Source organism: Photorhabdus sp. P32 (assembly GCF_038085095.1).
Taxonomy (GTDB): domain Bacteria; phylum Pseudomonadota; class Gammaproteobacteria; order Enterobacterales; family Enterobacteriaceae; genus Photorhabdus; species Photorhabdus luminescens.
In genome coordinates this window covers 1-13,602 of sequence record NZ_JAZGJN010000241.1, presented here as the reverse complement: position 1 = coordinate 13,602, position 13,602 = coordinate 1, and the positions used below count along the sequence as shown (strand labels likewise).

Here is a 13,602-nt window from a genome sequence, read left to right as displayed (position 1 = left end):
GATGTCAGATTCCCCAAAAAAACGTTGGTATGTTATACAGGCATTTTCCGGGTTTGAAGGTCGCGTTGCACAATCTTTACGTGAACATATCAAATTGCATGATATGGAAGATTCTTTTGGCGAAGTGATGGTGCCAACAGAGGAAGTTGTTGAGATTCGTAGCGGCCAGCGCCGCAAAAGTGAACGCAAATTTTTTCCTGGGTATGTGCTGGTACAAATGATCATGAACGATGCAACATGGCATCTTGTTCGCAGCGTACCACGCGTCATGGGTTTTATCGGTGGCACATCTGACCGTCCGGCGCCAATCAGTGATAAAGAAGTTGATGCGATTATGAATCGTCTTCAGCAGGTTGGTGATAAACCACGGCCAAAAACATTGTTCGAACCAGGCGAAATGGTTCGTGTCAGCGATGGTCCGTTCGCAGACTTCAATGGTGTTGTGGAAGAAGTCGATTACGAGAAGAGCCGCCTGAAAGTTTCAGTTTCTATCTTTGGTCGTGCGACACCGGTTGAGCTGGATTTCAGCCAGGTAGAAAAGGCGTAATTTTCGAGCATATTTTTTGCTAGCTTGCAATAGGTGAGAAATTAACATACAATCTCGCGCCTTTTGTTTTTTAGTAGTCTGGCCTGAATAAGGCGGGGCTGAAATAGCAGGGGAGCCTTTTAAATAAAGGCGATACCACCCATATAGAGGAAAATTATCAATGGCTAAGAAAGTACAAGCCTATGTCAAGTTGCAGGTTGCAGCTGGTATGGCTAACCCAAGCCCTCCAGTAGGTCCTGCTCTGGGTCAGCAGGGTGTTAACATCATGGAATTCTGTAAGGCGTTCAATGCTAAAACTGACAGCATTGAAAAAGGTCTGCCAATTCCTGTTGTGATCACTGTTTATTCTGATCGCTCTTTCACTTTCGTTACTAAGACCCCTCCAGCAGCAGTTCTGCTGAAAAAAGCAGCGGGCATTAAATCAGGTTCCGGCAAACCGAACAAAGACAAAGTTGGTAAAGTAACCAGCGCGCAGGTTCGTGAAATTGCTGAAACTAAAGCTGCGGATATGACAGGTGCCAGCGTTGAAGCAATGATGCGTTCAATTGAAGGTACTGCTCGTTCCATGGGCCTGGTAGTGGAGGGTTAATCGATGGCTAAACTGACCAAGCGCATGCGCACAATCCGCGACAAAGTGGATGCAACTAAGCAGTATGACATTAACGAAGCCGTTGTTCTGCTGAAAGAGCTGGCTACCGCTAAATTCGTAGAAAGCGTTGACGTTGCTGTTAACCTCGGTATCGACGCTCGTAAATCTGACCAGAACGTGCGTGGTGCGACGGTACTGCCTCACGGTACTGGCCGTTCTGTTCGCGTAGCTGTATTTACCCAAGGCGCAAATGCAGAAGCTGCTAAAGCAGCGGGCGCTGAACTGGTAGGTATGGAAGATCTGGCTGAACAGGTTAAAAAAGGCGAAATGGACTTTGACGTTGTTATCGCTTCTCCAGATGCAATGCGCGTTGTTGGCCAATTAGGTCAAATCCTGGGTCCACGTGGTCTGATGCCAAACCCTAAAGTAGGTACTGTAACTCCTAACGTTGCTGAAGCTGTACAGAATGCTAAAGCGGGTCAGGTTCGTTACCGTAACGATAAGAACGGCATTATCCACACCACCATTGGTAAAGTTGATTTTGATGCTAACAAACTGAAAGAAAACCTGGAAGCTTTGCTGGTTGCGCTGAAAAAAGCCAAACCATCTTCTGCTAAAGGTGTTTACATTAAGAAAGTTAGCCTGTCCACTACTATGGGCGCAGGTGTTGCGATTGACCAGTCAGGTCTGAGCGCTTCAGCTTAATTTTAGCTGAATGTGATTATCGCTTTACCTTGGCGTCAGATTTGTCTAAAATTTGGCGCCTTGTATTTGGCTAGTAAGTTTTTTATTAGCTAAATAAAAAATTTTCGGTTGGAGCTTGGCCTAATCCAAGCCCCGTCCAAGACCGCAGGTGTAAGTAATTACTTAATATCCCTGCGTAGACGGTGACAGAGCCAAATGACATTCATTTCTGGATTCTGCTCACCGTGTTTTAGAGCTCAGGCACTTTTAGTGTTATGAGCGATGTGAGTTCCGGGTTTTTCCCGGTTAATCCAGGAGCAAGAAGCTAATGGCACTAAATCTTCAAGACAAACAAGCGATTGTTGCTGAAGTTAGCGAAGTAGCCAAAGGCGCGCTGTCTGCGGTTGTTGCGGATTCCCGCGGCGTTGCCGTAGATAAAATGACTGAACTGCGTAAAGCAGGTCGCGAAGCTGGCGTTTACATCCGTGTTGTGCGTAACACACTGATCCGCCGTGCTGTTGAAGGTACTGCTTATGAGTGCCTGAAAGAAGCGTTTGTTGGTCCAACCTTGATTGCTTTCTCTAACGAACATCCGGGCGCCGCTGCGCGTCTGTTCAAAGAGTTCGCGAAAGCGAATCCAGCATTCGAGATTAAAGCAGCAGCCTTTGAAGGTGAGTTTATCTCTGCGGCCAATATTGACCGTCTGGCGACACTCCCAACTTACGAAGAAGCAATCGCACGCCTGATGTCAACCATGAAAGAAGCCGTTGCAGGCAAACTGGTTCGTACTCTGGCTGCGTTACGCGAGTTACGCGAGCAGAAAGAAGTAGCTTAATTGCCGATTTCCTTCGTTGCTTTTTAACGTATAAATTATTTCTGAATTTTAGGAACACTTGTTATGTCTATCAATAAAGAACAAATTCTGGATGCAGTTGCAGGCATGTCCGTTATGGATGTTGTTGAACTGATCACTGCAATGGAAGAGAAATTCGGCGTTTCTGCTGCGGCAGCGGTAGCTGTTGTTGCTGGCGCGGCTGAAGCTGTTGAAGAAAAAACCGAGTTTGACGTTGTTCTGTCCGCTATTGGCGGCAACAAAGTTGCTGTTATCAAAGCAGTACGCGGCGCAACCGGCCTGGGTCTGAAAGAAGCGAAAGATCTGGTTGAAAGCGCTCCAGCTGTACTGAAAGAAGGCATCAGCAAAGATGACGCTGAAGCACTGAAAAAATCTCTGGAAGAAGCAGGTGCTTCTGTTGAGGTTAAGTAAGTTCAGTTTTAAGTTAGCAGCCTGACTTTAAAGGCTGATGGCTGGTGATTTTTTAATCACCAGCCTTTTTGCGCTGTAGGGCATTAGCAGCATTTCCACTGTTTGGCTGTTAATTAACCCCTAAATACTTTTTCCTATTGACGACTTAATATACTGCGTTCTCAGCTACGATCCACTCGGGTAGCTCGGTAGTAAGGTAACGCAATGAAATGATTTAAGAGTAATAGTAATAAGTATTACGGAAAATAATTCAATTTTCTGTTCGAAAAAACAGTGTCGTAAAGAGCTGTCCTTTAGGGCGGGCAGAGTGGGTCACTGATCAGCGAGCTGAGGAACCCTATGGTTTACTCCTATACCGAGAAAAAACGTATTCGTAAGGATTTTGGTAAGCGTCCCCAAGTGTTGGACGTACCTTATCTCCTTTCTATCCAACTTGACTCGTTCCAGAAGTTTATCGAGCAAGATCCAGAAGGCCAGAATGGTTTAGAAGCGGCATTCCGTTCTGTATTCCCAATTCAGAGCTATAGCGGCAGTTCGGAGCTGCAATACGTTAGCTACCGTCTTGGTGAGCCAGTGTTTGATGTTAAAGAGTGCCAGATTCGTGGTGTAACTTATTCTGCGCCTCTGCGCGTTAAGTTGCGTCTGGTTATCTATGAACGTGAAGCACCGGAAGGCACGGTCAAAGACATCAAAGAGCAAGAAGTCTACATGGGTGAAATTCCGCTCATGACTGACAACGGTACCTTTGTTATCAATGGTACTGAGCGGGTTATTGTCTCCCAGTTACATCGTAGTCCTGGTGTATTCTTTGACAGCGATAAGGGTAAAACTCACTCATCCGGTAAGGTGCTGTATAACGCACGTATTATTCCTTACCGTGGTTCTTGGTTAGATTTCGAATTCGATCCAAAAGATAATCTGTTTGTACGTATTGACCGCCGTCGTAAATTGCCGGCAACGATTATTCTGCGTGCAATGGATTACAGCACTGAAGAGATTTTGAACCTGTTCTTCAGTAAAACGATTTTCGAAATTCGTGACAACAGACTGCAAATGACGCTGGTGCCAGAACGTTTGCGCGGTGAAACCGCTTCTTTTGATATTGAAGCAAACGGCAAGGTTTATGTTGAAAAAGGCCGTCGTATTACCGCACGTCATATCCGCCAGTTAGAAAAAGACGAAGTGAACCGCATTGAGGTTCCTGTTGAATACATTGCGGGTAAAGTTGTTGCAAGAGACTACATTGATGTCAATACAGGTGAAATTATCTGTGCTGCTAACATGGAGCTCTCTTTGGATCTGCTGGCGCGTTTGAGTCAGGCTGGTCACAAATCTATCGAAACACTGTTCACCAACGACTTAGATCACGGTGCGTATATTTCCGAGACACTGCGTGTTGATCCAACCAATGACCGCTTGAGCGCTTTGGTTGAGATTTATCGCATGATGCGTCCTGGCGAGCCGCCAACCCGTGAAGCGGCAGAAAATCTGTTTGAAAATCTGTTCTTCTCAGAAGATCGTTATGATCTTTCTGCGGTTGGTCGTATGAAATTCAACCGCTCATTGAGCCGGGAAGAAGTCGAAGGTTCTGGTATTCTGAGTAAGAATGACATCATTGATGTCATGAAGAAACTCATTGATATCCGTAATGGTAAAGGCGAAGTCGACGATATCGACCACTTAGGCAACCGTCGTATCCGTTCTGTTGGCGAGATGGCGGAAAACCAGTTCCGTGTAGGTCTGGTACGTGTTGAGCGTGCAGTTAAAGAGCGCCTGTCTCTGGGTGATCTGGATACGCTGATGCCTCAGGACATGATCAACGCTAAGCCGATTTCAGCCGCAGTGAAAGAATTCTTTGGTTCCAGCCAGCTATCTCAGTTCATGGACCAAAACAACCCGCTTTCTGAAATCACTCACAAGCGCCGTATCTCTGCGTTAGGTCCAGGTGGTTTGACTCGTGAACGCGCTGGCTTCGAAGTGCGTGACGTACACCCAACCCACTATGGCCGTGTATGTCCAATCGAAACCCCGGAAGGTCCGAACATCGGTCTGATTAACTCATTGTCTGTTTATGCGCAGACTAACGAGTATGGTTTCCTTGAAACCCCATATCGTCTGGTTCGTGATGGCGTTGTTACTGATGAAATTCATTATCTGTCTGCGATTGAAGAAGGTAACTTCGTTATCGCGCAGGCAAACACCGTATTAGATGATGAAGGCCACTTCGTTGAAGATCTGATAACTTGCCGTAGTTATGGTGAATCCAGCTTATTTAACCGCGAGCAGGTTGAATATATGGACGTTTCCACCCAGCAGGTGGTTTCCGTTGGTGCTTCCTTGATCCCATTCCTGGAACACGATGACGCAAACCGCGCATTGATGGGTGCAAACATGCAACGTCAGGCTGTTCCTACTCTGCGTGCTGATAAGCCGTTGGTCGGTACAGGTATGGAACGTGCAGTAGCGGTTGACTCAGGTGTAACTTCTGTTGCTAAACGTGGTGGTGTGGTTCAGTACGTTGATGCATCTCGTATCGTGATCAAAGTAAACGAAGATGAGATGTATTCGGGTGAAGCAGGTATTGATATTTATAACCTGACTAAATATACCCGTTCTAACCAGAATACCTGTATTAACCAGATGCCGTGTGTCTCTCTGGGCGAACCGGTGGAACGTGGTGACGTACTGGCTGATGGTCCATCCACTGACTTGGGTGAACTGGCGCTCGGCCAGAACATGCGCGTAGCGTTCATGCCGTGGAATGGTTATAACTTCGAGGACTCCATCTTAGTTTCTGAGCGTGTCGTCCAGGAAGATCGTTTTACAACCATTCATATCCAGGAACTGGCTTGCGTATCTCGCGATACCAAATTAGGGCCTGAAGAGATCACCGCTGATATCCCTAACGTAGGTGAGGCCGCACTCTCCAAACTGGATGAATCCGGTATTGTTTATATTGGCGCAGAAGTGACAGGCGGTGACATTCTGGTTGGTAAAGTGACGCCTAAAGGTGAAACTCAGCTAACGCCGGAAGAAAAATTGCTGCGGGCGATTTTCGGTGAGAAAGCGTCTGATGTTAAAGACTCTTCTCTGCGCGTACCAAATGGCGTATCCGGTACGGTTATCGACGTACAAGTATTTACCCGTGACGGCGTAGAAAAAGATAAACGTGCTTTAGAAATCGAAGAGATGCAGTTGCGTCAGGCTAAGAAAGACCTGACAGAAGAGTTGCAAATCTTTGAAGCTGGCCTGTTTGCACGTATCCGTTCTGTTTTGATTTCTGGCGGCATCGAAGCTGAGAAGCTGGATAAACTGCCACGTGAGCGTTGGTTAGAACTGGGTCTGGCTGATGAAGAGAAACAGAATCAGTTGGAGCAGTTGGCTGAACAGTATGACGAACTCAAAGCTGAGTTCGAGAAAAAGCTGGATGCTAAACGCCGTAAGATCACTCAGGGTGATGATTTGGCGCCGGGTGTGCTGAAAATCGTCAAAGTTTATCTGGCGGTTAAACGTCAGATTCAGCCTGGTGATAAGATGGCGGGTCGCCACGGTAACAAGGGTGTTATCTCCAAGATCAACCCGATCGAAGATATGCCTTACGATGAAAACGGCACTCCGGTAGACATCGTACTGAACCCACTGGGCGTACCATCACGTATGAACATCGGTCAGATCTTGGAAACGCATCTGGGTATGGCTGCGAAAGGTATTGGCGACAAGATCAATGCGATGCTGAAACAGCAGCAGGAAGTTGCCAAACTGCGTGAATTTATCCAGAAAGCTTATGACCTGGGTGATGAAACCCGTCAGAAAGTTGATCTGAGCGCTTTCTCTGATGAAGAAGTTATGCGTTTGGCAGAAAACCTGAAAAAAGGTATGCCAATTGCGACACCTGTGTTTGATGGTGCGAAAGAGAAAGAAATTAAAGAGCTGCTGAAACTGGGTGATTTGCCGACTTCTGGTCAAATTACCCTGTTTGATGGTCGTACTGGTGAGCAATTTGAACGTCAGGTTACCGTTGGCTACATGTATATGCTGAAGCTGAACCACCTGGTGGATGACAAAATGCACGCCCGTTCAACCGGTTCGTACAGTCTGGTTACTCAGCAACCGTTGGGTGGTAAGGCGCAGTTCGGTGGTCAACGCTTCGGTGAGATGGAAGTGTGGGCATTGGAAGCATACGGTGCCGCGTACACCTTGCAGGAAATGCTCACCGTCAAGTCCGACGATGTTAACGGCCGTACCAAGATGTATAAAAACATCGTGGATGGCAACCACCAGATGGAGCCAGGTATGCCGGAATCCTTCAACGTATTGTTGAAAGAGATCCGCTCTCTGGGTATCAACATCGAGCTGGAAGACGAATAAATCGTATTCCCGCTGGTACTGCCCCGAATAAATGGATATGACGGGCAGTTTACCAGCCAGTGGTTGCACTGGTCATAGGGGAGAGCGGCATGGGCTGCTCTCCTGACAGGTCTAACTCCGACAGGAGCCATTTCGTGAAAGACTTATTGAAGTTTCTGAAAGCGCAAACTAAGACCGAAGAGTTTGATGCGATCAAAATAGCTCTGGCCTCGCCAGATATGATCCGTTCGTGGTCATTCGGTGAAGTGAAAAAGCCGGAAACTATTAACTACCGCACGTTCAAACCTGAGCGTGACGGCCTTTTCTGCGCCCGTATTTTCGGACCAGTAAAAGACTATGAGTGCTTGTGTGGTAAATATAAGCGCTTGAAACACCGTGGTGTAATTTGTGAGAAGTGTGGTGTAGAAGTTACCCAAACTAAAGTTCGTCGTGAGCGTATGGGTCACATTGAACTGGCTTCTCCGACTGCACACATTTGGTTCTTGAAATCATTGCCATCTCGCATCGGTTTGTTGCTGGATATGCCATTGCGTGATATTGAGCGTGTACTGTACTTCGAATCCTATGTGGTGGTAGAAGGCGGTATGACTAGCTTGGAACGCAGTCAGATCCTGACAGAAGAGCAATACTTGGATGCGCTGGAAGAGTTTGGTGATGAATTCGATGCGAAGATGGGCGCAGAAGCTATCCAGTCTTTGCTGAAAAATCTTGATCTGGAAAATGAGTGTGAAACGCTGCGTGAAGAGTTGAATGAAACTAACTCTGAAACTAAACGTAAGAAGCTGACCAAACGTATTAAACTGTTGGAAGCCTTTATTCAATCTGGCAACAAACCAGAATGGATGGTTCTGACGGTTCTGCCAGTTCTGCCGCCGGATTTACGTCCATTGGTTCCACTGGATGGCGGCCGTTTTGCCACTTCGGATCTAAACGATCTCTATCGTCGTGTGATTAACCGTAACAACCGCTTGAAGCGCCTGTTAGATCTGGCTGCGCCAGATATCATCGTTCGTAACGAAAAACGTATGTTGCAGGAAGCGGTTGATGCGTTGCTGGATAACGGTCGTCGCGGTCGTGCCATTACCGGTTCTAACAAACGCCCGTTGAAATCCTTGGCTGATATGATCAAGGGTAAACAAGGTCGTTTCCGTCAGAACTTGTTGGGTAAACGTGTTGACTATTCCGGTCGTTCTGTAATTACTGTAGGTCCTTACCTGCGTCTGCATCAGTGTGGTCTGCCTAAGAAGATGGCGCTGGAGCTGTTTAAGCCATTCATCTACGGCAAGCTGGAACTACGTGGTTTAGCGACTACGATTAAAGCCGCTAAAAAGATGGTTGAGCGTGAAGAGGCGGTGGTATGGGATATCCTGGATGAAGTTATTCGTGAACACCCGGTTCTGCTGAACCGTGCGCCGACACTTCACCGTTTGGGTATTCAGGCATTCGAACCGGTTCTGATCGAAGGTAAAGCGATTCAGTTGCACCCATTGGTGTGTGCGGCGTATAACGCCGACTTCGACGGTGACCAAATGGCTGTTCACGTACCGCTGACACTGGAAGCTCAGTTAGAAGCGCGTGCGCTGATGATGTCGACTAACAACATCCTGTCTCCAGCGAGTGGTGAGCCAATCATCGTTCCATCTCAGGACGTTGTTTTGGGTCTGTACTACATGACCCGTGACTGTGTTAACGCCAAAGGCGAAGGCATGGTGCTGACTGGCCCTAAAGAAGCAGAACGCGTATACCGCGCAGGTCTGGCTTCTTTGCATGCCCGCGTTAAAGTGCGTATCACTGAAGAAGTGAAAGATGGCGAAGGCAATATCACGATTAACACGGGTCTGGTTGATACGACTATCGGCCGTGCAATCCTGTGGATGATCGTACCAAGAGGTTTGCCTTACTCGCTGGTTAACCAACCACTGGGTAAAAAAGCTATCTCCAGAATGCTGAACACCTGTTACCGTGTGATGGGCTTGAAACCAACGGTTATTTTCGCTGACCAGATCATGTATACCGGCTTTGCTTACGCTGCACGTTCAGGCGCATCTGTTGGTATTGATGACATGGTGATCCCAGAGAAAAAAGCGGGCATCATTGCGGAAGCCGAAGCGGAAGTTGCTGAAATTCAGGAACAGTTCCAGTCTGGTCTGGTCACAGCCGGTGAACGTTATAACAAAGTTATCGATATCTGGGCTGCGGCAAACGAACGTGTTGCTAAAGCAATGATGGAAAACTTGTCTACCGAAACGGTCACTAACCGTGATGGTGAGGAAGAACAGCAAGTTTCCTTCAACAGCATCTTTATGATGGCTGACTCTGGCGCGCGTGGTTCTGCCGCTCAGATCCGTCAGTTGGCGGGTATGCGTGGCTTGATGGCTAAGCCGGATGGCTCCATTATCGAAACCCCAATTACTGCGAACTTCCGTGAAGGTTTGAACGTACTCCAGTACTTCATCTCAACCCACGGCGCTCGTAAAGGTTTGGCGGATACCGCACTGAAAACGGCGAACTCTGGTTACCTGACTCGTCGTCTGGTTGACGTGGCGCAAGACTTGGTTGTTACAGAAGATGACTGTGGTACGCACGACGGTATTCTGATGACGCCGGTTATTGAAGGTGGTGATGTTAAAGAACCACTGCGTGAGCGTGTATTGGGTCGTGTGACGGCGGAAGATGTTCTGAAACCGGGTACTGCTGACATTCTGGTGCCACGTAACACCTTGTTGAATGAGAAATGGTGTGATCTGTTAGAAGAAAGCTCCGTTGACAGCATTAAAGTACGTTCCGTTGTAAGTTGTGAAACTGACTTCGGTGTTTGTGCGAACTGCTATGGTCGTGACCTTGCTCGCGGACACATTATCAATAAAGGTGAGGCTGTCGGCGTTATAGCTGCTCAGTCTATCGGTGAGCCGGGTACACAGTTGACGATGCGTACATTCCACATTGGTGGTGCGGCGTCTCGTGCAGCAGCAGAATCCAGCATTCAGGTGCGTAATAAAGGTAGCCTGAAACTGTTTAACGCTAAATCCGTGACGAACTCCGCAGGCAAACTGGTCATTACTTCTCGTAACACCGAACTGTGTTTGATCGACGAATTTGGTCGTACTAAAGAAAGCTATAAAGTGCCTTACGGTGCAGTACTGGGTAAAGGTGATGGCGAAACAGTTAACGGCGGTGAAACCGTTGCTAATTGGGATCCGCACACCATGCCAGTTGTCAGTGAAGTATCGGGTATCATCCGTTTTGCTGACATGGTCGATGGTCAGACCATTACCCGTCAGACTGACGAATTAACAGGGCTATCTTCATTGGTTGTTCTGGATAGCGCAGAGCGTACCGGTAGTGGTAAAGACCTGCGTCCGGCGCTGAAAATCGTTGATGCCAAGGGTGACGATGTATTGATTCCAGGTACAGATATGCCTGCGCAATATTTCCTGCCGGGCAAAGCGATTGTTCAGTTAGACGATGGCGTAAGCATCTCTGCGGGTGATACCTTAGCGCGTATTCCTCAAGAATCCGGCGGTACGAAAGATATTACCGGTGGTCTGCCGCGTGTTGCTGACTTGTTCGAAGCACGTCGTCCGAAAGAGCCTGCTATCCTGGCTGAAGTTAGCGGTATTGTCTCCTTTGGTAAAGAAACTAAGGGCAAACGCCGTTTGGTTATCTCCCCATTAGATGGTGGTGATGCTTACGAAGAGATGATACCTAAATGGCGTCAGCTCAACGTGTTCGAGGGTGAAGTGGTTGAACGTGGTGACGTTATCTCTGATGGTCCAGAGTCGCCACATGACATCTTGCGCCTGCGTGGTGTTCATGCGGTTACCCGTTACATCACCAACGAAGTTCAGGAAGTTTACCGTCTGCAAGGGGTTAAGATTAACGATAAACACATTGAGGTTATCGTTCGTCAGATGCTGCGTAAAGCAACCATTGAAAGTGCAGGTAGTTCCGAGTTCCTGGAAGGCGAACAGGTTGAATATGCCCGCGTTAAAGTGGCAAACCGTAAGTTGGAGCAAGAAGGTAAAGTGGCTGCAACTTATGGCCGTGACCTGTTGGGTATCACCAAAGCGTCTCTGGCAACTGAATCCTTCATCTCTGCGGCATCGTTCCAGGAAACGACCCGCGTACTGACTGAGGCTGCGGTTGCGGGTAAACGTGATGAACTGCGTGGCTTGAAAGAAAACGTCATCGTTGGTCGTCTGATCCCTGCTGGTACTGGTTATGCTTACCATCAGGAGCGCATACGTCGTCGTCATTTGAATGAGCCTGCTGAGGCGCCGCAAGTGAGTGTCGATGAAGCTACTGCGAACTTGGCAGAACTGTTGAATGCCGGTTTTGGCGGCGATAAGAAGTAATTCTTAGAACACGCTAGCTAATTAAATGCCCTCCTTTTTGGAGGGCATTTCAGACTGCTGACAAACCTCGTTGAAAGTAACGGGGTTTGTCGTTATCACTCATTATCTTCCGATTTTTCCTTATAGATCCCCGATACGCCCTTTTCCTGCACAGGATTGGCTTTCTGCCCCAATACATTCACGGGTAAACCACAGATAAAACCAATAAAGTGCCGCCACCAGTAAAGCTATCTTCTTGATATTTTGTGCTGTTGCCGCCAACAGGCATTGTATCTGAACTTTCCGCAACCCGCGAAAAAGGGCATAACGATGCCCATGATGCTGCTTCGCATCCGCAAAACTCCGTTCTATCGTTTCTTTTCGCCGCTTGTGCACCTTTTTACCCCACGGACTCAAACGGATTTCTCTGGCCTTTTCTTTGCCCGTTTCCCAGATATGCCGTGTGATGGTTTTTCCCTTTTTCGCCCGGGTACAGGCCGCCCGCAGCGGGCAATTCTGGCAAATACCCGCCGCCGTCCGGTAATAACGGTATCCCTGACGACTTGTGGTGGTATAAATCAGCTTTTCGCCCTGCGGGCAAACATAGCAATCCTGTTGCGGATCATAAATAAATTGTTTCTTTTGAAAGAGATTCGGCCCTTTGTTTGGGCGCCGATAACTGATGACCGGTGTCAGACCCAGCTCCAGGGTCAGGTGGCAAACTGGGGCCGTAAAATAGCCTGCATCCAGTACGATGGCGACCGGATTAAGCGGAAAACGATCCAACTGACGCGTCAGACGCCCTATCAAAGGCTGGCTGTCGTGGACATTGCCCGCTGTGGCATAGGTATCCAGAATAATATTGGCTTTTCCATCCACGGTACGGTGGTCGAGATAGAAGAATCCTTTGGGTTTGTTCGTCCGGTGCATAAACCCGCTTTCCGGGTCAGTCGTACTGACTTTGGTCTGTCTTTGCCGTTCCTTATGGGCTGGCTTCAGGCTTTTTTTCCGGACTTAGCCCGGTCTTCATTCACTGCTTTTTCCAACTCGTCCAGATAAGCGCCCGGAGGAACGGGACGCAGAATACTGTCGGATTTATGGGGATTGGCACTGGCTTTCAGATGAGTGCTGTCTGTATAAAGTTCCCGGCCGCCGACAAAACCTCTACCGATAGCCTGTTCGACAATGTTGTCGAAAATGTGCTGGAACACATCGGAATGGTTGAATCGGCGCCGCCGATTCTGGCTGAGCGTGGAGGCATCGGGGACTTTCTCTGTCAGCCCGAGCCGCAAAAACCAGCGGTAGGCCATATTGACCTGAATTTCCTGCACCAGCCGGCGTTCGCTGGGGATGCCAAATAAGTACATCAGTAACATCATCTTAATCAGCATAACCGGGTCTATCGCCGGGCGGCCATTATTGTGGCAATACAAAGGGGCAACTAAGTCCCGGATAAATTCGAAATCAACGGCGGCATCGACTTTGCGAACTAGGTGATTTTGAGGCACGAGGTCATCGAGTGAGAGCGTTTCGGGGGGAAACGTCTGGGGAGGGGGGATTCTTAACATGGCGGCAAGCTCCGTCGGGTAAACGGAATTTGATTAAAGCAAAGTGCCGGATAAAAAACCAGCACTTTGTCAATAATCTGAAATGCCCTCCTTTTTGGAGGGCATTTCAGATTATTGATAACGTAACAATTTTTTACTTGGTGTTCCGTTTTAATCAAGTTCTGTTCACAAAAGCATCGGCGGCATCATTTTTTCCAGCATAACCAGCAAGACTATAGGTAGACACAAACTAACACTTTATACACCAA

The 13,602-nt window shown here is 48.0% G+C and carries 8 protein-coding genes; 7 read left to right on the top strand and 1 reads right to left on the bottom strand.

Annotated features, from left to right (window positions below):
* The first annotated feature begins 1 nt into the window (after position 1).
* The 7 genes from nusG to rpoC all read left to right on the top strand — a co-directional run bounded on the left by nusG (position 2) and on the right by rpoC (position 11,807).
* Positions 2-547, top strand: a complete 546-nt coding sequence (gene nusG, locus V2H77_RS08015; RefSeq protein WP_011144820.1) for a transcription termination/antitermination protein NusG — start codon at positions 2-4, stop codon at positions 545-547.
* Between the two features lie 160 nt (positions 548-707).
* Positions 708-1,136 (top strand): 50S ribosomal protein L11, encoded by a 429-nt coding sequence (gene rplK, locus V2H77_RS08010; protein WP_036771650.1) that lies wholly within the window; start codon positions 708-710, stop codon positions 1,134-1,136.
* A 3-nt stretch (positions 1,137-1,139) separates the two neighbouring features.
* The gene (gene rplA, locus V2H77_RS08005) at positions 1,140-1,841 is read left to right on the top strand and encodes a 50S ribosomal protein L1 (protein WP_341498388.1); all 702 of its coding nucleotides are present in this window, start codon (positions 1,140-1,142) and stop codon (positions 1,839-1,841) included.
* A 307-nt stretch (positions 1,842-2,148) separates the two neighbouring features.
* Positions 2,149-2,655 carry a 50S ribosomal protein L10 gene (gene rplJ / locus V2H77_RS08000; RefSeq protein WP_341498387.1) on the top strand — a complete coding sequence of 169 codons (507 nt, stop codon included), beginning with the start codon at positions 2,149-2,151 and terminating at the stop codon, positions 2,653-2,655.
* Positions 2,656-2,718: 63 nt separating this feature from the next.
* A complete protein-coding gene (gene rplL / locus V2H77_RS07995; RefSeq protein ID WP_049585754.1) occupies positions 2,719-3,084 on the top strand; it encodes a 50S ribosomal protein L7/L12 in 366 nt (121 codons plus the stop codon).
* 339 nt (positions 3,085-3,423) lie between these two features.
* Entirely contained in the window at positions 3,424-7,452 is a 4,029-nt protein-coding gene (gene rpoB / locus V2H77_RS07990; RefSeq protein ID WP_341498386.1) for a DNA-directed RNA polymerase subunit beta, read from the top strand.
* Positions 7,453-7,586: 134 nt separating this feature from the next.
* Positions 7,587-11,807, top strand: coding sequence for a DNA-directed RNA polymerase subunit beta' (rpoC, locus tag V2H77_RS07985; protein ID WP_341498385.1), 4,221 nt, complete (start codon positions 7,587-7,589; stop codon positions 11,805-11,807).
* Between the two features lie 120 nt (positions 11,808-11,927).
* Here the strand turns inward: rpoC and V2H77_RS07980 are convergent.
* A protein-coding gene (locus tag V2H77_RS07980) for an IS1182 family transposase (protein ID WP_341498384.1) occupies positions 11,928-13,354 on the bottom strand; the annotation gives its coding sequence in 2 pieces (ribosomal slippage) (positions 11,928-12,787 and positions 12,787-13,354; 1,428 coding nt in all).
* Between the last annotated feature and the right edge of the window lie 248 nt (positions 13,355-13,602).